We start from the raw sequence: 21,142 nt of genomic DNA on the forward strand, positions 1-21,142 counted from the left end.
TGACCAACCACACACATTACGCTCAACTCATAAACGAAAAAAGGACCACTACGGTGACTGCATTCCCGAAGATCTCCAAGAATCTGAGCCGCCGCGGCTTCATTGGCGCCTCCACTCTGGCGCCCGCCGCCCTCATGCTCCAGGCAGGCGAAGCCCACGCCGCAGCCAACACCCGCGCACAGCTCGCGGCAGTACACAGCGGCTCCCCCGCACATCAGCTGCTCTACAAGACCGATGAATTCTTCATCGCCCACCGCGGTGCCGGCAACATCAGCCCCGAGCACACCGCCTACGCCTACGCAGAGTCCGTACGCCGCGGCGCCCTCGCCGTCGAAATTTCCGTACGCACCACCAGCGACGGCCAGTTCGTCTGCATGCACGACACCAACATCAAGCGCACCACCGGCGCATCCATGGACGTGCGCGGCCACACCCTCGCCGAACTGCGCCAGCACAAGGTCAACATGCGCAAGAACCTGGGCGAAAAGACCGACCTGTACAACATCCCCACCCTCGAAGAAGCCATCGCAGCCGTTGACGCCGTACCCGCAGGCGGCGAATATGCCTCCGTCGGCGGCAAGAAGGTCGTACTGTTCCTCGAAGCGAAGGACGGCCCCGCACAGGCAGGCCTCGTCAAGTTCATCACCGAACGCGGCCTGCAGCGCCGCACCGTCATCAAGATGTACCGTGACGGCAGCGGCGGCTTCAAGCCCACCTCCCGCTACCTGAAGCTTGCCAACTCCGCAGGCTGTGCCACCTGGTGCTACTTCGACGGCGGCGACCCCATCGATAAGATTTCCGCAATGGCACGCCACGAAAACGTGGACGCCATCGGCGTACCCTACTACGAGAAGCCGACCGGCGCTTCCCAGGGCTCCATGAGCGAAGAGAACGTACGCGCCCTCACCGGCCTCGGCAAGGCAGTCATCGTCTGGGAAATCCACCGCCGCTCCGCCTACGAAAAGTACAAGGCACTGGGCGTGAAGGGCTTCATGTGCCCCGACCCCTACTGGGTAATCGGTGACCCCTTCGACTCCAGCGTCAAGATCAAGACCGGCAAGCGTCCCCACGGCATGCTGCCCGCCGACCCCTCCGTCGCAGCGGACATGCCCGACCTGACCGGCGTAGCCATCGTGCACAACCAGCGCTACGACGAATCCGTACTGCTCGGCCCGCTGGCGAACTACACCACCCGCGAAAAGTACACCCTCGACTTCTCCATGAAGTGGACCGGTGCACTGCCGCAGCAGGACGGCCACTACGGCTACGTCGCTTTCGGTCGCGAACACGACGGCCCCTTCGGCATCGGCAAGAAGTTCGCCGCAAACCAGGAAGACGGCACCTACGTGCTCGCCATCCGCCCCAACTACCGCGGCAACTCCGTAGCGCAGATTCTCTGCTTCGAACCCAAGCAGACCAGCCCGCGCGTGCTGCACACCATGAAGCTGCGCCAGAAGGTCACCACCGGCCAGGCACTGAACTGCAAGATTGTGGTGAACAAGAACAGCTTCTACTACACGGTCAACGGCCAATACTCCAGCCCCATCAACCACAGCGCCTACCGCGGCCCGTACGTACACTTCGGCCGCTTCCACGGCACCAACGATGGCGGTCCTCTGGAGCTGACTCGAATCGAGGCACGTCAGTCCTGGATTTGAGAGGACCGGTGGGCCTAGTCCACCTGGGTGCCCGCCTCACCGCCCGCTAAGCGGTGAAGGCGCGGGTACCGGGCAGAGCGGATGTAACACCGAGCATCCCTTCCGGGCAACGCTTTCCATAATTCCTAGCTCCATAATTCTCGGCCCATGATTATTAGCTAGGCGCTCGCGCGCCGAGTGAGAATCCACCTGAAGAATCTACCCGAGGAATCCACCCGAAGGGGGTCGTATCCAACGCGGATGCGGCCCCCTTCGGCGTGCCCGGGAATGAGAACCAACTCGGGACTAGAATTAAAAGCGTCAGAGTCGACCGCACCGGCCGCCCCAACCCGAAAGGCACGCCATGACCACCTCACCCGAAAGCTCCACCGAGAAGCCCGCAGAGAATCCCGCCGCGAAGTCCGCCCAGCTGCGAGGCCGCACCGAACCGCACATGCACAGCTTCAACATGCCGCAGCTCGAACCCATCGACCCCTACGAGCGGCCCTCCTACCCCTTCTTCTACGTGCCCACCGACCTGCTCCTCGGCGGCACCTGGGTCACCGGCGACAACGGCTCCTTCCCCGTGCACAACCCCTCCTGCGGCCAAATCCTCGCGCACGTCGCCGACGCCAGCGTCGAACAGGGTATCGAAGCACTCGACGCCGCCTGCGACGCCCGCGCCTCCTGGGTGGCAACCAGCGTCCGCGAACGCGCCGACATCCTCAACCGCGCCTACACGCTCATGACGCAGCGCACCGAAGTCATCGCCCGACTCATGACCCTCGAAATGGGCAAGCCCCTCGACCAGTCCCGCGGCGAGGTTGCCTACGCCGCGAACTACCTGCGCTGGTACGCCGAAGAAGCCGCCCGCAACTTCGGCCGCACCGCCACCGCCCCCGAATCCGGGCTACAGATCACCACCGTACGCCGCCCCGTCGGCCCCTGCCTGCTCATCACCCCCTGGAACTTCCCGCTCGCCATGGCGGCACGCAAGGTCGCCCCGGCGCTCGCGGCGGGCTGCACCGCGGTACTCAAGCCCGCCTCCCTGACCCCGCTCAGCTCCCTGTACTTCGCGTCCCTGATGCGTGAGGCGGGCCTGCCGGACGGCGTGCTGAACGTGGTGACCACCTCCCGCACCGGTGAGGTTGTCTCCGCGCTGATGGCTGATGACCGCCTGCGGAAGGTCTCGTTCACCGGCTCCACCGCCGTGGGCCGCACCCTGCTCGCGCAGGCTTCGCAGAACGTTCTGCGCACCTCCATGGAGCTGGGCGGCAACGCACCGTTCATCGTCTTTGAGGACGCGGACATCCCCGCCGCCGTGGAGGGCGCCTACGCGGCGAAGATGAGGAACATGGGCGAGGCGTGCACCGCCGCTAACCGATTCATTGTGCACGAGGACATTGCCGAAGAGTTCACCCGCGCCTTCGTGGAGCGCATGGAGGCGACCGTTGTGGGTGACGGAACCGTTGATGGAACCGACTGTGGACCGCTAATTCAACCTTCAGCGGTTGAATCCATGCTTTTTATGGTGGAAGATGCCCTGGGTAAGGGTGCGCTCCTCGCCTGCGGCGGGTACATTCCCGAGCTTGCAGAAAATGTTCCGAGCGATACCGGCGGCATGCCCAAGAACCTGAACAAGGGCAACTTCGTGACCCCCACCGTGCTGACCGGCGTGACCGATTCGATGCGCGTGTGGCGTGAAGAAATTTTCGGCCCCGTCGCCCCGATTGCCACGTTCGGCGGCTACGGTGAGGAGGGTGAACGCACCGCCCTGAAGCTCGCCAACGACACCGAGTACGGCCTGGCGGCGTACGTGTACACGAGCAACCACCCGCGCTTTACGCGCATGGCGGCAGGACTCGAGTTCGGCCTGATCGGCTACAACTCCGGCGTCATCTCGAATGCGGCAGCCCCCTTCGGTGGTGTGAAGCAGTCCGGCATGGGTCGCGAGGGCGGCCCCGAGGGTCTGGAGGAGTACACCGAGCTGCAGTACATCGGCGCGCCGAACCCGTTCGCCGGGTAAGCCTGTTTGCCGGGTACGGTGAACCCTGAATACGCTGAACCCTGGATACAGTGAACCCTGAATACAGCGAAGCCCCGGCGGGTACCCGAGAAGGTGCCCGCTGGGGCTTTGTGCTGTCTACACATGCGCGGGTGCTAGAGCTGGCGCTACCTAGAATTGGCGCCGCATAGAACTGGCACCACCTAGAGCTGACGCAGCGCGAGCAGCTCGCGGCTGAAAGCATCTGCGGGACCCTTGCCGCAGGAGTTGGGGCGCGGCTCAAGGGTGACCCGCTCGAAGAAGGTGACCCAGGTGCGTCCGTCGGTGTGGGTGGTGAGTGTCGCCTCCAGGGTGGGATGCTCGGAGAAATTTACCGGGGGCTCAATGCCCGCCTCGCGGAGTGCGCTCAGTGCCTCCGTTGCCGATGTTTCACGTGAAACCAAACCTCCAGAGGTTACTTCTTCACCCTTTTTCTCCAGTTCAAGGCGCACGGCAACCTCCGCCGCCTGCTCCACCGGGGTATCCGTGCTGCGACCACGCAGACCGTGCAGCGACGGAATATCACGGCCCGCCAGCGATAGGTACGCCGCCAGCGCCGAAGGCTCCGAGAGGCGACCGTAGGTGTAGCCGGTGGGCAGCACAATGCCGACCGGGGCAAAGCGGTGACCGCCCGTATGCGAGCACTCCCAGACCGCATTACCCGGCAGGATATCCGCCAGGTGCGCCGCAATGGGTCGGCCGCGCAGTGCGCAGCAACGGTCACGCTTAGAGTGGGTGCACACGAGAATAGCGGGGGAGTCCATGAGCTCCGCGCCGGTCGCCTGAATCAACTCCTGCGGGTTGTCTAGCGGCAGGTTGAGTAGCTGCTCGGGGTTGCTCACGCTGAACGAGTAGAGCTTCTCCTCACCGGGGGTGCAGAGTGCGTAGAGTACCCGGTGAGTCGGGTTGCCGGATGCATCCGGCGCGCCGTGCAGTACGCGCCCTTCCCTGCCCACCTGGCGGATGAGTAGGAACTTCAGCCCCGCCTGCGAGACTGCCTCGCCCAGTGCGGCAGAGAGTTCCTCACCGAGGGCGGATCCATCCAGTACATCGCGGCCCCACTGACCCACGTGTTCGAGCGCCAGCCAGGCGGTGGCGCGTCCGGCAGTGCCGCCGAGTGCCTCGTCGTCATAGAGGGAGCAGGAGTCCGCCGGGATGCTCGTGGCACGCGTGCGGGATGAGAGCTCGTCCGCGTGTGCGGCACGCAGATTCTTCAGCTCGGAGGGGTCGCTGGCGCGCGGCTCGGGGGTTGCGGGGGTGCAGGATTCAGTCATAGTTCCTCGATTCTACGCCTGCAGGATGTGAATGCCTTATGTTGCCCCTGTGCGGTCTAAATGCTAAAAAACAACCACCTAAGGGTGATTTTAGGGGCTATCGGTCGGTCAACTACTCAGGAAGAAGCGCCAAAGCGACGCGGTAGAGGCGGTCCTTCTCTTCGGTGTTACCGATGAAGGAGCGGAGCATGTACCCCTGGAAAACCATCATGAAGGCGTCTGCATGGTCGCGGGCGTAGTCGGCGATGAGCGCCTCCTGCTTGGGGGTGCGCTGTGCCGGGTCGGGGTTGATTTCGTGCAGAACGCGCAGCTGTTCGACCGCCCAGGGGGTGAGGGCCTTTGCGATGATGCTCTGTAGTAGAGGAATCGTGTCCGCGGTTGCCCTGGCGATTTCGGGTGCGTGGAGCGACTCAAGGCGGATGCGCAGCATGGCGGAGAAGTTCTCGTTAATCATCTGGTTGGTGTAGATGGTTTCGAGAATGTCCTGGGGGCCGGCGCCTTCGGGGAGCGCGGCGTAGAGTGCCTTAATGCTGGTGAGTCGCTCGTTGATGGCGCTGATGAGGATGTCTTCTTTGCCGGTGAAGTGCGAGTAGATGGATCCGGAGGACAGCCCGGAGGCTTTGATGATGTCGCTCATGGAGGTGTTGGTGTAGCCGCGTTCGATAAAGCAGGCGATGGCTGCTTCGATGATTTGGGCTCGGCGTGCGGCTTTGGTGGCTTCTGTTAGTCGGGGCATGGTTCCAGTCTAGGGAGTTGGCATAAAACTTACAAACACAATGGAAATTCTTTTTGTGACTTTGTAAACAAAATGGCTATTGTGTTTGCGCTCGGTCAAAAACGGGAGTAGAGTTCTATCCCGTAAACGAAACAGACATTTTGTTTGGAGGTTGTCATGAGCAACGAACCCACCACCGCGCCCACCGCAGAATCGGTGAGCGCCACCAACCCCACTACCACCAAGACCCCGGCAGAAACCCCCGAGCGCTCCTCCTGGATTAAGGTCATCAGCACCTCACTGCTGGCATCCCTGATCGTTGCGGTTGTTATCCTCGCCTTCACATGGCCCACCAAAACCATGGAAGCGAAAAACCTGCCCGTCTCCATCACCGGCCCTGAAGTGACCGTCAGCCAATTTGAGCAATCCCTCAAAGACCGCGGCATCGAAACCTTCGACCTGAAGCAGGCCACCTCCCGCGAAGACGCCGAAAACCAAATCAAGCAGCGCGAAACCTACGGCGCTATCGTCTTCACCGAAGGCGCCGCCCCCGAAGTTCTTACCGCTCCCGCCGCCAACGCCGCCGCAACCCAGATGCTCAACGGCGTCGCCACCCAGCTGAATGCACAAATTCAGCAGCAGGCACTCGCCGCTAAGACCGAAGCCCTCACCCAGGCGGTGCAGGCCGGCGGTGAGCAGGGCGCACAGGCTGCCGCTCAGCTGGAGCAGATGAAGGCGGAAGCTGAAAAGGCCTCCGCCATGACCGTGAAGACCACCGCCGTAGTGCCCCTGAGCGAAAGCGACAGCTCCGGTAACGGCCTCGCAATCGCCGCATTCCCCCTGGTCATGGGCGGAACCCTTGGCGGTGTACTGTCCCTGACCCTCATCAAGGGCACCTGGCGTCGCTTCGCCACCGCTAGCCTCTACGCCGTGATTGGTGGCGCACTCACCACCCTGATCCTGAGCACCTGGTTCGGTTTCATCCCCGGTGACTTTGCAACCCTGTGGGCTGCTTTCGGTGCCACCTACCTTGCCACCGCATCCTTCATGATTGGCCTCGGTAGCCTGTTCGTCCCCGCCGCAGGCCTGGGCCTGGGTGCCGTCGTCACCATGTTCATTGGCAACCCGATTTCCGGCGCAAGCATGCCGAGCGTATTCCTGCCCGGTGCCTGGGGTGCTATCGGTCAGATGATGGTGCCGGGTGCCTCCTCGACCCTGCTGCGTTCCATCGCGTACTTCCCGGAGGCTGCAACGAGCGGCCAGTGGCTGGTGCTCGGCTCTTGGATTGCCTTCGGTCTGCTCGCCGGTGTCATCGGCTGGGCGCTGAAGGAGCGCCGCCCCGCAAAGGTGGAGGCATAAGCGCCGCGGGTTAGACCGCCGGTGCAGTGTAGCCGGTAAAAATATAGCCGGTGCAACGTAAGAAGGGTGTGTGCCGTGTTCACTGAACACGGCACACACCCTTTTCTGTCGGCCAACCGGCTGTTATTCGCTGTTATTGGTTGTCGAGGACGTACTGCTTGAACTGCTCGTCCCGGCGCTTGAATTCTTTAAGCTCATTCTCCAGGGCTGCCTGGTTCTTGTCGACGAGCGGTTTCTGGTACTGCGCCTCCAGGTCGTAGAGCTTCTGTGAACGGCCTACATCCTGATTGCACTGCGCCTGGATGACGGCGATTCGAATTTCCTCTTCTGAGGGGGTGGTGCTCTGAGGAATATTCTTTTCTTCCTTGACGGTCATCTCACTATCGGGGGTGAGGCCTTTATCCTTGACGCATCGCTTCCATTCGTCGTCGAGGGACTTTTTGAGCTGTCTATCCCCAGCGGCGTTTCGAACGTCGGTCTCCACACGCCTATACGTGGCGGAGCCGAATGGTATCTCTCCAATTTTTGCCATCTCTTCGCTGGCGCGCTGGTAGCATTCGGTGCTGACATCTTTCCCAGGGTCGGATGAGGGTGCAGGGGAGGACAGGTCTAGCGTATTCGATTCGTCGCGCTCGTGGAGGCCGTATTTTTGGGCGTGCTCAACGTTCCAGATTCCGTAGGTCCTGCCGAGGTTCCTGCCGGATCCCTCGGTGCGGACAAACATCTTGTAGTGCTGCCCGTGTTCGGCAAAGCACTTTTTGCGGGCGAGCTCAAGGGCTTTGGTGAAGTATTCGTCCTTGCCGTCGGTGTTGTAAGCGTCCAGGGGTAGGATCACCCGATCATTTTCTACGTCGAAAATCGCGCGGGCGCTTTCATCCTTCTCCAGCGTGGGACCGAAGGAACAAGAAGACAGCATAGTGCTGATGAGGGTAGCCGCCAGGAGCTTTTTCAAAGCTGACATGGTGTATATCCAATCTGTTACAGGGAGCCCGTGGCGTCGCGGCCACACCCCCCCCGTAGACCACGCGAACGATGTGGCCTTGAGAACACTTCTTGAGAAGGTGACTTAACAATACCCCTAGTAGATGCGGTTTTGCGTTCAATAGGCTGGTGCGTGCAGCAGAAAATTTCTGCCGCAGGGCGGGTCCAGTGCCGGTTGCGGCGCGGCTCGACGAAACCATGATGGAACCCCTCCGAAATCCTGTCGAAACCACGGCAAAAATACGGCGGAATCACTGTGAAAACGGCGGAGGGGTAGGAATCGCAGGCGGGCGCACCTGATTTGGTGCCCCGCCCGCCTCGCGCCACAATGAACACATGACCGCAGAAGACACCAACGCACTAACCAGCGCCAGGCTCGACCTCTGGCTCTGGTCAGTGCGCATCTTTAAAACCCGCTCCCTCGCCGCCGACGAATGTAAAGGCGGCCACGTACGCGTCAACGACGCCCCCGCCAAACCCTCCCAAAAACTCAAGAAGGGCGACGTGGTGCGCGTGCGCTACCCCGGCTGGGAACGCGTCTTCAAAGTCGAAAAACTCCTCGTCAAACGCGTAGGCGCCCCCATCGCCGTCACCTGCTACGAAGACCTTTCCGGCCCGCGCCCCGCCTACCTCTCCATGCCCCCGGTCGCCAAACGCGAACGAGGCAGCGGCCGCCCCACCAAGAAGGAACGCCGCGCCCTCGACGAACTACGCGGCCGAGGCGCCTAACCGCGCATCTCGCGCGCCTATCTCGCAGAGTGCACCCCGCCCCGCGCGCAGGCACCCGCCGCCGCGGCGGGGAGTAGCCTAGAAGGATGAGCACACAGAAGCACCCGAACAACGCGCCCGCGAAGAATACCGCCGCGAGCCCCAGTGCCAATGCCAGCGCCAACACCGCTGCGAACACCGCTGCGCCTTCGCTGAACCGGCGCATCCTCGCGCTCGCCGTACCCGCCTTCGGCGCGCTCATCGCCGAACCCATCTTCGTGCTCACCGATTCCGCCCTCATCGGTCAACTCGGCAAAGCGGAACTCGCCGGCATGAGCATCGCCGCCACGCTCGTCACCACGGTCGTGGGCCTCATGAACTTCCTCGCCTACTCCGTCACGCCCGCCGTGGCGCGCGCCTTCGGCGAGAAGAACCTGCGCCGCGCCTGGCAGATCGGCGTGGACGGCGTGTGGGTCGCCTTCGGCCTCGGCATGCTCCTCATGGTCGCCGGATACGCCTTCGCAGACCCACTGCTGCGCGGCCTCGGCGCGACCGACGAAACCATGAGCTACGCCCTCGACTACCTGCACCACTCGCTCTGGGGCATCCCGCCGATGATGATAATCCTCGCGCAGGTCGGCACGCTCCGCGGACTGCAAGACACCGTCACCCCGCTCAAAGTCGCCACGGTCGGCACGCTCGTGAACATTGCGCTGAACTGGCTGCTCATCTACCCGGTCGGCTGGGGCGTCGCCGGTTCGGCGACCGGAACCTCCCTCACCCAGTGGGGCATGGCTGCCGCGCTCGGTACGGTCATGATGCGCGGCACCCGCGAACACGCCGTCCGCTGGGCACCCGACGTTGCCGGCATGCGTTCGGTGCTGTCCCTCGGCTCCTGGCTCATGCTGCGCACCCTGTCCATGCGCATTGCCTCCCTGCTGACCGTGTTCGTCGTGGCACGATTCGGCACCGAACACACCGCCGCCTACCAGCTCGGCATGGGCGTATTTAACCTCTTCCTCTACGCCCTGGACTCCCTCGCCATCGCCGCCCAGGCGCTACTCGGCAAGGAACTCGGCGAACGTGACCTGGCTGTGGAATCCGAACGCGTGAAGGTGCGCCAGCTGAAAAACCGGCTGCTGCGCATGAGCCTCATCTACGGCGTGATCACCGGCCTGATCTGCCCACTCATCGGCTTCTTCGGCTCCTGGCTATTCACTCAGGACGCGCAGGTGGCGTTCCTCTTCACCATCGCCACCGTCATCATTGCCCTCGGCCAGCCCATCGCCGCCTACGTGTTCACCCTGGACGGCATCCTCATGGGCGCGCAGGACGTGAAATACCTGGCAATCGGCTGCTTCATCATGCTCGTCATGTACGTGCCGGTCATGCTTGGGCTGCACTGGGCGGTCGGTGCCGGTGCCATGGATGCGCTTGCCGGGTATTGCGGCTTGTGGGCGGCGTATATTCTGTACTTCCAAGGAATCCGTGCGGTCATTTTTGGTCGCCGCGCCTCCTCGGATGTGTGGATGAAAGCCGGTGCCTAAACCCTTCGAGCCTGACTGCTTCGAACATACGTGCTCTGTGCGTAATGGCTCACAATTAGACCGCCCGCACCCTCCGCGGGTGTAGCATGACAGGGTATTGAAACCCTCATGTAAAGGATGAAACCGTGACCGTAACCCGCGAAGAAGCTCTCGAAATTTTCGCCCGCCGCCGCGCAACCCGCGCCTACGACCCCGACCGCCGCATCAGCGACGAAGACTTCGCCGCAATCCTCGAATTTGCGCGCCTGTCGCCCAGCTCCGTCGGTACCGAACCGTGGAAGTTCCTGGTCATCCAGGACCCCGAACTGCGCGAAAAGCTCAAGCCGATCGCCTGGGGCATGGCGGGCGCCCTCGACGACGCAAGCCACCTGGTCGTACTGCTGGCGAAGAAGGGTCTGCGCTACGACACCCCGTGGATGCGCCGCACTCTCGAAAGCCGCAATCTCACCGAGGAGCAGATGGAGGCCGCACTCGAACGCTACGGTAACTTCCAGAAGAACGACATGAAGGTCCTGGAAAGCGACCGCGCGCTCTTCGACTGGGCATCCAAGCAGACCTACATCGCCCTGGGCAACATGATGACCGGCGCCGCAATGCTCGGCATCGACTCCTGCCCCATTGAGGGTATGAACTACGAGGCAGTGAACGAGCTGCTCGTCTCTGCCGGCCTGTTCGACCCGGAGGAGTACGGCGTGTCCGTTGCTGTGACCTTCGGTTACCGTGCCCGCGAGATTGCCCCGAAGAGCCGCCGCTCCATCGAGGACCTGGTGACCTGGGCATAAGGTTCTGCCCGGTTCTCGGCGAGGTTTTGCCGGGCTGCTGAGCTCGTGCTGTTGAGCTCGGGCTTTCGGGCGAGGCGTTTGAGCCAGGTGTTCGCGCCTGGTGTTCAAGCTAGGCGCTCAAGCCGCCGCCCGTGAAAACTGAATATAAAGAAATGCACCGCCTTTACACGGGCGGTGCATTTCTTTATATCTTTTACCGTGCGAAAAGCACGGCGAGATATGCTTTTGAATTTTTCGTTTGAAATCGCGCGGTTTGAAATCGCACGCGGCAATTCATTCTGTACAACGGCAGAGCGCTACTTCCTAAACGCCGTCAGACGCATAGAATTCAGCACCACAAACACCGAACTAAACGCCATTGCCGCACCCGCAATCATCGGGTTCAGCAGGCCCGCCACGGCGATCGGAACAGCCACCGAATTGTAGGCGAACGCCCAGAACAGGTTCGACTTGATGGTGCGCAGCGTAGCCCGGGAGAGGCGTAGCGCCGTGACCACCGAGGCAATATCCGAGCGGGTCAGCACAATATCGGCAGCCTCCGCGGCAACGTCCGTGCCCGAACCCATCGCAATGCCCAGCTCCGCAAGAGCCAGCGCCGGGGCGTCATTCACGCCGTCGCCGACCATCGCCACGCGGTGACCGGCGGCCTGCAACTTCTCAACCACCTGCGACTTACCCTCCGGGGTCACGCCGGCGTACACGTTCTCAGCCGAAATGCCGACCTGCGAGGCGACCGCCTGCGCAACCTGCGGGGCGTCACCGGTGAGCAGGATCGGCTCCAGGCCGAGCTCACGCAGCTGTGCCATGGTCTCTGCAGCCTCCGGCTTGGGGGTGTCGGCAACCGAAATCATGCCGACCGGCTGCGGGGCGGGAGCGTTTTCTGCGGCCTCGTTATTCGGGGCCTCGCCGCGGGCGACAACCACCGTCGTCAGACCCGCCCGGCGAGCCTGATCCAGCAGGGCCAACTGGGCCTCGCTCAGCTGCGCGCCGGCTGCCTGCAGGTACTCGGGAGTACCCACCACAACCAGCTGGGAGGCGCCACTCTCAGCACCTTCACCCGCGCCGCTCAGCACGCCGCGCACGCCTCCGGGAACACCCTCGAAGTCGCTCACGCTCGGTGCCGAAGCACCCTCAGCAAGTACGCCCTGTTCGCGGGCAAAACCGGCAATTGCGCGGGCAATCGGGTGCTCGCTCAGCGCCTCCACGGCGGCTGCATCACGCAGAACAGACAGGGAACGCTCGTTCTTGGAACCGGCGGAATCCGGCGAAATACCGGCCAGGTCACCCGCCGACTCATAGTCGTCAAAAGTGCCGTAGAACGCCACAGACATCTCACCAGTCGTCACGGTACCGGTCTTATCCAGAACCACACGATCAACCGTGCTCGTCGCCTCCAGCACCTGCGCATTACGAATCAAAATGCCCAACTGCCAGCCGCGACCCGTACCCGCCAGCAGAGCCGTCGGAGTCGCCAAGCCCAGGGCGCACGGGCACGCCACCACCAGCACCGACACCGCCGCGTTGAACGCCGCCGCACCGTCACCGGAAATCAGCCACCAGCCGATCAGAGTCAGCGCCGAAATCGTCAAAATCACCGGCACAAACACCGCAGAAACACGGTCCGCCAGGCGAGCAATAGGAGCCTTCGTCTCCTGGGCGCTGGCCACCAGCTCACCCATCTTCGCCAGGGTCGTCTCGGCGCCCACGCGGGTGGCGCGCACCGTCAACGAACCCGAAGTGTTCACCGTGGCACCCGTGACCGTATCGCCCGGATGCACCTCCACCGGCACAGACTCGCCGGTCAGCAGGGACGCATCCACCGCGGAGGTACCCTCGACCACCACGCCGTCCGTGGCGATCTTCTCACCCGGGCGCACCAGGAACAGGTCGTCCGGCATGAGATCCTCCACCGGAACCTGCACCTGCTTGGTCACGCCCTGCTTATCGGTGCGCAGCAGAGTCGCCTCCTTTGCACCCATGCTCAGCAGGGTGCGCAGCGCCTCCGAGGAACGGTGGCGGGTGCGGTGCTCAATCGCGCGACCAATCAGCAGGAACAGCGTCACCATGGACGCCGAATCGAAGTACAGCGGCGCGTGGTGGCCGGTAAACATCGACCAGAAGCTGCCGCCCGCATGGTGCACGTGCGTCGTCAGTGCCGGGTTCATGAGCAGCTGCGCCAGCGAGTAGAAGTACGCCACGACCACGCCGAGGGACACGAGCGTATCCATCGTGGACGAGCCGTGACGGGCATTGATGAGCGCGGCGCGGTGGAACGGCGCGGCGCACCAGAACGCGACCGGCGCGGTCAGAATCGCCACGACCCAGCCCCAATTCGGGAACTGGAACGCCGGGAACATCGAAATCAAGAAAATCGGCACACCCAAAATCGCCGCATAAATAATGCGGTCAGTGAAGCCGCCGTTCATGCTCGGGGTGGTGTGCTGACCGCCGCCGTCGGATGCGCTCGCGTTCGTTCCAGCGCCCGCACGCGGCCCGTTCTTAAGGTGCGCCGTGTAGCCGGCGTTGTTGATGGTCTCAACAATCTGCTCGTCGCTCACGCCCTCGGGTACGATGACGCGCGCGGACTCCAGCGGCAGGTTCACCGCCGGGTCAACACCGGGGATTTTGCGGAGCTTACGCTCCACGCGGCCCACGCAGGATGCACAGGTCATGCCCTGAATGTCCACGTGGATAATTCGGGTTGACTCCGTTGATTTTGCGGTCGTTCCGGCAGGATTAAAAAGAGAGCGCTCACTCTGTAATGAGGGCTCACGGGTGGTTAGTGAAGGCTGTGTAGAAGACACAATACTTCCTCAAAACTCAAAAACGGGAGGGTAGAAAAAGGTACACACCAAGCCGGGGGGAGGGGCCCCGAAGGACCCCGCCCCGGGCGGTGTTTGGTGCAGTATCAGGGGTGCAGCGTCGAGAGCGCGCGAGGGTGAAAGCTGCGGCGAGAGTAAAGCTACGGCGGCTCAGTGGTCGCCGGGCAGCCCATCCGGCCTGCTCGTATGCGGGCGAATACCGGTCACCTTCGCGCCACGATCAGACACACCGTAGGCACGTTTCACGGTAGCCCGCGGGAACGGCGAAGCGTTCGCCTTCTCGCGCGCCTTCACGCCCTGCTCGTGCTCGGCGGAACGCTTATTCGCGCTCGTGCCGCTACGTCGCGCGGCGCCGGACGCATCTTCACGCGCCGTATATTCGGGGCTCTGCTTCACCCACGAATCGACCAGCGCCGCATCCAGATTCATCTGCCTGGCAACGCGGGCAATCGCGTCGCGCAGGTGTATGTTTTCGGCGCCGACAAGGGTGCGGACCGCGCCAACAACCATCGCAATGTACTGCGGAGGGTAAGCCATGATGACTCCTAATCGAGCCGGCTGCCGTGCTAGACGGCGGGGGTGAAGCCAGCCTCGACGATGGCGTCTGCGACAGCCTGAGTGTTGAGGGTGCCCTCGTGCTCAATGGTCACGGTGGAGACGCCGTCCTTGACGACGTCCACGGTCACGCCGGTCACGCCGGGAACTTCGCTGACCTCTTCGCTGACGCTCATAGCGCAGTGGTTGCAGGTCAGGCCGGTTGCCTTAACGGTGGTGGTGCTCATGATGATTTCCTTTCGGTAATGGGTTGAAAACTTGGGTCCGCCCGGTGTTTAGGGGCAGCGTGTTTAGCTGCGCATGAGGCGCGAGATCGCGGCGGTTGCCTCTTTGACCTTGGCCTCTGCGATGGTCGGGTCGCCGGTGCGTTCGGATTCGACGGCGGCGCCGGTCACGCAGTGGCCGATGTGCTCTTCGAGCAGGTTCAGGGAGACGGCGTGGAGCGCCTTGGAGACCGCGGCAACCTGGGTGAGGATGTCGATGCAGTACTTGTCTTCATCGACCATGCGGGCGATGCCGCGAACCTGCCCTTCGATGCGGCGCAGGCGCTTGAGGTGCGCCTCTTTGTTGGAGGTGTAACCGTACTGGGTTTCGGGCGCCTCGCCGCTGCAGCATGCGCCAGTGTGCGCCTCGGACTGTTCCTTGGCGGGTGCGTCGGATGCGGTGCTGACCTGGTCGGATGTGCTGTGGCAGCACTGGTTGCTAGTGGTTTCCATGACTCCAGTATATACCCTAGGGGGGTATCCCGCAAGGGGGTGTTACGGGTTGTTACGCGGTGCGGCTTTTCATACCGAGGCTTTTTACGCCGAGAAGCCACATGTCTTTCGAAAAGCCACCATTATTGTGGCTTCTCGAAACACATGTGGCTTTTCGATATGAAGGAGCTGTACCTCCCCGCAGAAATTGGACCATAGGTTAGTGTCTTCTGCCATGGCTTTTAACTACGACCAAAGACACTAACCTATGGCACAAATCCGTAGCTCATCACCGGATCTGCGTCTGAGCCAGGTAGGCGGGCGGGACCCGGTGATGGTTTAGTGTTTTCGGTAATGAGTTAGTGACTTTGGGCTGGGGTTTTAACCATCGCCAAAGACGCTAAGTCATGGCTGAAATTGCTAAGTCATGAGCGAATTTTCACCCGCGTGGAGGCGCCGCCTCAGCAGATTTTTCGGCATACCAAAACAGGCGGTCCCGGATGTACACGCATCCAGGGCCGCCTGCTGCGGTTATTTATATGTCGGGTCAGAACTGGTTTACATATCGGGCCAGTCGCGGTGCAGCGAATACTCCGTGTCCCCGTCGCCGTTATCGTTCAGGTGCCAACGCTGACCGGTACGAATGTCGGCCTTGCGCAACCTGGGGTTCGGGTTGTCCGGCTTACCCATGGTCGGGTCGTTCTTGCAACCCCACCTGGTGTCGTCGTAGCTGCAGTCACCGGCTACGCGTCCAACATCAACCCACCACACACGCACCAGCAAAGGATCACTGGTCGCCTGCGGGGTCACCATCATCATCTGCCACGGGCCGCCGTCCACGCGGAAACGAGCCGTGTAGTGCACGGTCGCGTACGCGTGGAAGTTACCAGACCGCTGGTAGGCGTAACTCGTTGCAGTTTCACGCGGACGTTCACGAGGGTAGGTGGTGACCGGTTTGCCCGCGGTGTAGTTGGTGGCGGTATCTCCGTTGCCGTATTCGATGACGTAGGAGGAGGGCATGAGCTCAATTTCGACGTGTCCGGCGAGCATGTCTGCTTCCAGGCGGTAGGGGCCGCCGTCATCGACATAGAAGTTGATTTGGTCGCCCTTGTAGACGTTGGGGTCATCTTCTGCCCTGCCAGTGCCTGCGGGGTTGTTGTAGGACTGGTGCAGGGTCGGCTTACCGGGCTCTAGGGATTCTGCTGCGTGGAAGATTTCCTCCATGACTTCTTCGTAGGTCGGGCCAGTGGGGCCGGGGCTGTCGGCACTGGTGAGGGTGCGGGTATCCTCGGGAACACAGGTTTCTGAGGTGCGGCTATACTTGCCAAAGCCACCATCAATGTAGGTCCCATCGTCACGAACAATAAGATTGTTGAGTTTTACGTTTCCAATCTTTCCGCCCTTACCTACGCAGCCAAGGATGTTAGAGTCACTCTTGGAACGAATTACGGTCATGCCGTTAGCGCCTTTAGTGGCGTAGGTGCTAGGTTCTGCTCCTTCCGCAGGCTGATGAACAACTGAGTCATTCTGAATGCTTTCTCCGCCCCTTTTACCTGTATTGGTTTCAGTCCTTTTCTTCGCGACTGTAGATTCTTGGCATACGGATGCGCCGTTACCAGATGAACATTCTTTAGTAGATACATGTGCACCTGCAGGTGCTGGCAAGAGACATATAAATTGCAATCCAATGACGCAATAAGCTATACGTTCATTTATTTTGTGCATAACTAATCATCAACCTCTTCACAGCTTATAATTTCCCATTTTTTCCCATTGTGCTTCATCTCGAATTTGAAAGTGTCGTTAGTTTTATCATCGTTATCCCAAGCAGTCCATTTACCACTCGGTTCAACATGGATTTCCTGGTTCCATCCACGGTAGGCTTTCCAGAAATAGGTTTCCCCATCTTCAGACCAAGGAGATCCATCTGCCGTAAATTTCTCGATACCGTCGATGACCCATCCGCCGCGCTTATAAAGGTTTTCGACACTTTCGTAGGCATCCAATTCGGAAGTGAAATTACGTGAGGTGAATTCTCGCGCCTTTGTGTAGTCGCCTGTCTGAATACCGTAGTTTCCCCATTGAATCCAGGCATCCATCGTCTTGCGCATGCCTTCCAACGACTTTTCGTTGTAGCCGTCCTCCGGAACGTTAGGCTTCGGTACATTCTGTGCCGGACCGTACTTATCCGCAGGGCGGTACTCCCCATCGGGTGCCTTTGAGCCACCCGAGTAGCCTCGGACAGTAGACGGGGTCGCGCTCGCCGAAGGTGACCCAGACGCCGCAGCAGAAGCCGAGGTCGTTTCAGTCGGGGCAGCAGATGCGGTGGCTGCCGCCTCGTTATTTGCCTGCTGACCACACGCCGCAAGCAGGGCGCCCAGGCCCACAAGTGCGCCGCCACCCAGCAGGGTGCGGCGATTAAAGATGGTCGAATCCATAGAAAGTATGCTCCTATCGTCGGTGACGGTGTGATATATGTGCATGTCGGGCCGTTATTCACAGGTTGCGTCGACTGCCGGAAGAAAAACAGCCCCGTAGCGCGCCCAACAAGCGCATCAATGCGCCGTGGAACGCTACAGTTACCACCCTACCGCATGTTTGCCGTCGTTTGCATTCTTTTGAGGATGATGACGGTCGTTGGTCATTATTCGGGCTTCTCAATGCTTTATGCATCAAATATCTCTGCGCCCGCGGAGGCGCCGTCTCAGCAGAATTTGTGCCATGGTTTAGTGTCTTCGACCATGGTTTTTAACTACGACCAAAGACACTAACCTATGGCACAAATCCGTAACCCATGACCGAATCTTCGGCTGCGCCAGGTAGGTGAGAGCCGGTTATGGGCTATGACTTAGCTTTTTCGTCGATAGGTTAGTGTCTTCACTGCGGGTTAAAGACCCACGGTGAAGGCACTAACCTATCGAAAACCTCGGTCTAAAAGGCAGGGGGCCCCGAACACTTCCGTATCCGGGGCCGCCTGCTGCGGTTATTACATTCGGTTATTAGTCCCATTCACCGCGCAGAATCTGCTGAACGAATTTCTTGGGTAGCCAGAAGGAGTGCTTCGTGATGCGGCTGCCGTCGGGCAGTTCGTCGGTGTCCTTGAGCTTGCCTTTTCCGACAAATTCGCCAGGCTTAACTTCGTAGTAGGTCTGGGAGGCGTGAACCTTCGTAAAAAGGTATTCGTTCGCCTTACTCTGCGGGAAGTTAGTGGAAACCTTAACACCATCCTCGCCATTCGGCTTGACCGTCAGTTTGACGCCCTGATTAATGATTTCCTTCGTCTCTTGCCATACCCTCACCAGTTCAGGCTCGAGGGAATCAGGGAAACCCCAGAATTTGACCTGATCCAAGCAGAAATCACCGGTCTCATTCTCGCGGAAAACAACAAACATGAATTTCCTTGAGAAAATCTCGGTGTAAATATGGGACTCTTCCCATTCCTTTTCATTCGCTAGTTCAATAAAACGGTAGTTCTTAAAGGGAGAATCCTCTTTAGGGAGCCCGTTTCTATCAACACGAATAGCGCGAATATTCATGTTCGCCTTTTTAAATTCGGCAGTACTATCAATATCCGAGGAAAGGCCTAGAATTTTCCTTACAAGAGTGCTGTTGCGGCCCTTGGCGTTAAAGTTAACATCAAATTCCTTGCAGAGTTCTTTCTCGCTCTGGCCCCGGTACTGCAGAAGCTTTTCTTCAATGATTTGAGTAAAAGGCTTAGAAGTGTCTTGTGCTGCGCGAGCGATACTCTCCTGCTCCTCCTGGCTGAAAACCTTGGTGCGGAGGAGAGTGGTCATGTAGCTACTCTTGAGTGACCAGGCGCGCCTATTGGCCAGCTCAGGGCCATAGGGCTGGGTAGTGCGATCCTTGTCTTTGCCGGCACCCTTGCGGCAGGTCGAAAGATACATGCCGTCAGATTCGGAAAGCTCGTGCGCGCGTCCCTCCAGGACTTTCTGGGTAATACGTTTATAGTCCTCGAGAATGGTCGGCATATCCTCTTCGGGCCAGTCAAAAAGGAAAAATTTATCGGTGATATTATTCAAAATATCGCGATTCTTTCGATATTTATAAAACAGAAGCAAAATATTTTGGCACTTATGCCAAAGGTGCGTCTGATAAAAATCGTCTAGATTTTCCTCATGAAAATTAAACATGCTGAGGACTAGGCGTTCTTTGGCGGAAATAGCGCCGTTCGCGGTCACTCGGTAAGGGGTCGTCTTGATTTCGACCTTTGCGGCGGGAATGTCTGGTTCCGGGGAGCTATTAGGTTTGATGCCGAAGCCAGCCTCTTCAGTGAGGTTGCCGTAGATTCCCTTGGAGAACTCACTAATTTCCTTGCGGGCAACCATTGAGGGAGTGCCCTTTTTCTTATCTTCATAGGTTTTGTACTCGGAGTTCTGGAATTCTTCCAAGATGTCATAGAGTGTGCGGCCGATGAGATGCTTCTCTGTGTACTTGAGGATGCTATCAATGCTCGTATTGTCGTAATCGAAAAGGCCCATGGTCGGTGTTCCTTCCGGAAGTAGAGGGGTGGCGGCGGTGCTGTTTCTTGCTCTCATGCTACGTCAGATACGGCAGTTGCGCTCTTTGGCTCGTCACTGGATTTTCTGTAACCCACTTGATCTGAATAGCTGTTCTATGTTATAGTATTAGTATTCGAATATATTTACAGAGGACTATAAGGACTACTGACTCATGGATCAGAAAACCACCAGCAGTAGCCAGCCTATCCGAGTTATCGAGCTTTTCGCCGGTGTAGGTGGCTTCCGCTTAGGATTTGAAGGCTATAACGCCAACGGCATGACCTTGCCCTCCGCAGGCCCTTTCACGACTGTCTGGGCGAACCAGTGGGAGCCCCCGGGAACGGTCGGCCGCCAGTTTGCGGCACGCTGCTACCAGGAACGTTTCGGCGAAGAAGCAAACCTCGAAAACCGCGACATCCACGCCGTACTTGATGACGTGGAGGCGGGCCTCTACGAAATTCCCGACGCTGACCTGCTCTGCGGTGGCTTCCCCTGCCAGGATTACTCGGTCACCAAGCCCCTTTCACAGTCGCACGGCATTGAAGGTAAGAAGGGCGTGCTCTGGTGGGATATTCACCGCGCGCTCGAACTTAAAACCCCCAAATATGTTGTTCTGGAGAACGTTGACCGCCTGTTGAAGTCGCCCGCTAAGCAGCGAGGTCGCGACTTCGCCATTATGCTCTCCTGCTTCTACGCGCTCGGCTACAGCGTCGAATGGCGCGTTATCAACGCGGCAGAGTACGGCCACCCGCAGAAGCGTAAGCGCGTCTACATTTACGCCGAACACAACGCCCCCGAATGGGATTTGTCGCGCCGAATCACCCACACCGGTGTTTTGGCGGAAGCATTCCCGGTCAAAACTGCAGAATCTGAGGGTCTTCTCTCCGTCTTCGAAGAGCTCAATGAGGCCGATGAGTTCACCATCTCCGATGACCCCTACTACGAGACGGAACACTTCGGAATTGGCGCTAAGACCTCGCCCTTCCAGATTGCCGGTGTCATGCAGAACGGCACCGTGCTCACCAGCAAGGTAGAGCCCGACTACCGCGGCGAATTTAAGACGCTCGGTGACGTGGTTCTTCCCGACTCTGAGGTGCCGGAACAGTTCTTTATTGCCCCTGACAAGGTGCCTTCTTGGGAGTACCTCAAGGGTGCGAAGAAGGAAAAGCGTATCAATAAGGCAAGCGGCTTTGAATACTTCTACACCGAAGGTTCAATGTCTTTCCCTGACCCGCTCGACCGCCCGGCGCGTACCATCCTGACCGGCGAAGGAGGCTCGGGAGCCTCCCGCTTCAAGCATGTTGTGATTGGCGATTCTGGTGCGTACCGCCGTCTTGTGCCCGATGAGCTGGATCAGCTGCAGGGCTTCCCCCGCGGCTGGACTGACACCGGCATGAGTGACGGTAACCGTGCCTTCTGCATGGGTAACGCTCTCGTGGTGGGTATCCCGCACGAAATCGGTAAGGCTATCGCCCGCCGACACAACCAGTAAGACACAGCCAG

At 60.1% G+C, this 21,142-nt stretch carries 17 protein-coding genes; 7 read left to right on the forward strand and 10 right to left on the reverse strand.

Annotated features, from left to right (window positions below; all coding sequences use genetic code 11):
* The first annotated feature begins 53 nt into the window (after positions 1 to 53).
* Positions 54 to 1,658, forward strand: a complete 1,605-nt coding sequence (locus LPB405_RS04980; protein ID WP_044150004.1) for a glycerophosphodiester phosphodiesterase — start codon at positions 54 to 56, stop codon at positions 1,656 to 1,658.
* A gap of 343 nt (positions 1,659 to 2,001) precedes the next feature.
* A complete protein-coding gene (locus LPB405_RS04985; protein ID WP_219100376.1) occupies positions 2,002 to 3,663 on the forward strand; it encodes an NAD-dependent succinate-semialdehyde dehydrogenase in 1,662 nt (553 codons plus the stop codon).
* A 182-nt stretch (positions 3,664 to 3,845) separates the two neighbouring features.
* Here the strand turns inward: LPB405_RS04985 and LPB405_RS04990 are convergent, their stop codons facing one another.
* Complete coding sequence (locus tag LPB405_RS04990) at positions 3,846 to 4,955, reverse strand: sucrase ferredoxin (RefSeq protein WP_219100378.1); 1,110 nt, start codon at positions 4,953 to 4,955, stop codon at positions 3,846 to 3,848.
* Between the two features lie 112 nt (positions 4,956 to 5,067).
* Positions 5,068 to 5,691, reverse strand: a complete 624-nt coding sequence (locus tag LPB405_RS04995; RefSeq protein ID WP_219100380.1) for a TetR/AcrR family transcriptional regulator — start codon at positions 5,689 to 5,691, stop codon at positions 5,068 to 5,070.
* A gap of 156 nt (positions 5,692 to 5,847) precedes the next feature.
* On the opposite strand from LPB405_RS04995, the gene LPB405_RS05000 reads away from it, so the two are divergent.
* Positions 5,848 to 7,029, forward strand: coding sequence for an ABC transporter permease (locus LPB405_RS05000; RefSeq protein ID WP_219100382.1), 1,182 nt, complete (start codon positions 5,848 to 5,850; stop codon positions 7,027 to 7,029).
* 133 nt (positions 7,030 to 7,162) lie between these two features.
* On the opposite strand, the gene LPB405_RS05005 is transcribed toward LPB405_RS05000, so the two are convergent.
* A complete protein-coding gene (locus tag LPB405_RS05005) occupies positions 7,163 to 7,990 on the reverse strand; it encodes a UDP pyrophosphate synthase (protein WP_070593234.1) in 828 nt (275 codons plus the stop codon).
* Positions 7,991 to 8,346: 356 nt separating this feature from the next.
* Here LPB405_RS05005 and LPB405_RS05010 point away from each other — a divergent pair, with 356 nt between their 5' ends.
* From LPB405_RS05010 to LPB405_RS05020, 3 genes are all read left to right on the forward strand, one after another.
* Positions 8,347 to 8,739 carry an RNA-binding S4 domain-containing protein gene (locus LPB405_RS05010; RefSeq protein ID WP_005507918.1) on the forward strand — a complete coding sequence of 131 codons (393 nt, stop codon included), beginning with the start codon at positions 8,347 to 8,349 and terminating at the stop codon, positions 8,737 to 8,739.
* Between the two features lie 86 nt (positions 8,740 to 8,825).
* Positions 8,826 to 10,265, forward strand: a complete 1,440-nt coding sequence (locus LPB405_RS05015; RefSeq protein ID WP_219100384.1) for an MATE family efflux transporter — start codon at positions 8,826 to 8,828, stop codon at positions 10,263 to 10,265.
* Positions 10,266 to 10,390: 125 nt separating this feature from the next.
* Positions 10,391 to 11,047 (forward strand): NAD(P)H-dependent oxidoreductase, encoded by a 657-nt coding sequence (locus tag LPB405_RS05020; protein ID WP_060824179.1) that lies wholly within the window; start codon positions 10,391 to 10,393, stop codon positions 11,045 to 11,047.
* 296 nt (positions 11,048 to 11,343) lie between these two features.
* Here the strand turns inward: LPB405_RS05020 and LPB405_RS05025 are convergent, their stop codons facing one another.
* The 7 genes from LPB405_RS05025 to LPB405_RS05055 all read right to left on the reverse strand — a co-directional run bounded on the left by LPB405_RS05025 (position 11,344) and on the right by LPB405_RS05055 (position 19,618).
* The gene (locus LPB405_RS05025) at positions 11,344 to 13,854 is read right to left on the reverse strand and encodes a heavy metal translocating P-type ATPase (RefSeq protein ID WP_219102049.1); all 2,511 of its coding nucleotides are present in this window, start codon (positions 13,852 to 13,854) and stop codon (positions 11,344 to 11,346) included.
* 165 nt (positions 13,855 to 14,019) lie between these two features.
* Entirely contained in the window at positions 14,020 to 14,406 is a 387-nt protein-coding gene (locus LPB405_RS05030; protein ID WP_219100386.1) for a chorismate mutase, read from the reverse strand.
* Positions 14,407 to 14,435: 29 nt separating this feature from the next.
* On the reverse strand, positions 14,436 to 14,651 hold the full coding sequence (locus LPB405_RS05035; RefSeq protein WP_044150011.1) for a heavy-metal-associated domain-containing protein: 216 nt from the start codon (positions 14,649 to 14,651) through the stop codon (positions 14,436 to 14,438).
* A gap of 63 nt (positions 14,652 to 14,714) precedes the next feature.
* Entirely contained in the window at positions 14,715 to 15,140 is a 426-nt protein-coding gene (locus LPB405_RS09150; protein ID WP_219100388.1) for a metal-sensitive transcriptional regulator, read from the reverse strand.
* A gap of 537 nt (positions 15,141 to 15,677) precedes the next feature.
* Positions 15,678 to 16,574 carry a peptide ABC transporter ATPase gene (locus LPB405_RS05045; protein ID WP_257604850.1) on the reverse strand — a complete coding sequence of 299 codons (897 nt, stop codon included), beginning with the start codon at positions 16,572 to 16,574 and terminating at the stop codon, positions 15,678 to 15,680.
* Positions 16,575 to 16,846: 272 nt separating this feature from the next.
* Entirely contained in the window at positions 16,847 to 17,557 is a 711-nt protein-coding gene (locus LPB405_RS05050) for a DUF6318 family protein (protein WP_219100392.1), read from the reverse strand.
* A 561-nt stretch (positions 17,558 to 18,118) separates the two neighbouring features.
* A complete protein-coding gene (locus LPB405_RS05055; protein ID WP_219100394.1) occupies positions 18,119 to 19,618 on the reverse strand; it encodes a Sau3AI family type II restriction endonuclease in 1,500 nt (499 codons plus the stop codon).
* Between the two features lie 193 nt (positions 19,619 to 19,811).
* Between LPB405_RS05055 and dcm the strand changes: the two genes are divergently transcribed.
* On the forward strand, positions 19,812 to 21,131 hold the full coding sequence (gene dcm / locus LPB405_RS05060; protein WP_049326782.1) for a DNA (cytosine-5-)-methyltransferase: 1,320 nt from the start codon (positions 19,812 to 19,814) through the stop codon (positions 21,129 to 21,131).
* Positions 21,132 to 21,142 lie beyond the last annotated feature (11 nt).

It is taken from the genome of Rothia mucilaginosa (genome assembly GCF_019334805.1).
Lineage (GTDB): Bacteria > Actinomycetota > Actinomycetes > Actinomycetales > Micrococcaceae > Rothia > Rothia mucilaginosa_C.

Bases quoted from the DNA above. Each gene is read 5' to 3' on its own strand.
- LPB405_RS04985 (WP_219100376.1), top strand. From the start codon at position 2,002: ATGACCACCTCACCCGAAAGCTCCACCGAGAAGCCCGCAGAGAATCCC.
- LPB405_RS04990 (WP_219100378.1), bottom strand. From the start codon at position 4,955: ATGACTGAATCCTGCACCCCCGCAACCCCCGAGCCGCGCGCCAGCGAC.
- LPB405_RS04995 (WP_219100380.1), bottom strand. From the start codon at position 5,691: ATGCCCCGACTAACAGAAGCCACCAAAGCCGCACGCCGAGCCCAAATC.
- LPB405_RS05000 (WP_219100382.1), top strand. From the start codon at position 5,848: ATGAGCAACGAACCCACCACCGCGCCCACCGCAGAATCGGTGAGCGCC.
- LPB405_RS05005 (WP_070593234.1), bottom strand. From the start codon at position 7,990: ATGTCAGCTTTGAAAAAGCTCCTGGCGGCTACCCTCATCAGCACTATG.
- LPB405_RS05010 (WP_005507918.1), top strand. From the start codon at position 8,347: ATGACCGCAGAAGACACCAACGCACTAACCAGCGCCAGGCTCGACCTC.
- LPB405_RS05015 (WP_219100384.1), top strand. From the start codon at position 8,826: ATGAGCACACAGAAGCACCCGAACAACGCGCCCGCGAAGAATACCGCC.
- LPB405_RS05030 (WP_219100386.1), bottom strand. From the start codon at position 14,406: ATGGCTTACCCTCCGCAGTACATTGCGATGGTTGTTGGCGCGGTCCGC.
- LPB405_RS05035 (WP_044150011.1), bottom strand. From the start codon at position 14,651: ATGAGCACCACCACCGTTAAGGCAACCGGCCTGACCTGCAACCACTGC.
- LPB405_RS09150 (WP_219100388.1), bottom strand. From the start codon at position 15,140: ATGGAAACCACTAGCAACCAGTGCTGCCACAGCACATCCGACCAGGTC.
- LPB405_RS05045 (WP_257604850.1), bottom strand. From the start codon at position 16,574: ATGACCGTAATTCGTTCCAAGAGTGACTCTAACATCCTTGGCTGCGTA.
- LPB405_RS05050 (WP_219100392.1), bottom strand. From the start codon at position 17,557: ATGGATTCGACCATCTTTAATCGCCGCACCCTGCTGGGTGGCGGCGCA.
- LPB405_RS05055 (WP_219100394.1), bottom strand. From the start codon at position 19,618: ATGGGCCTTTTCGATTACGACAATACGAGCATTGATAGCATCCTCAAG.
- dcm (WP_049326782.1), top strand. From the start codon at position 19,812: ATGGATCAGAAAACCACCAGCAGTAGCCAGCCTATCCGAGTTATCGAG.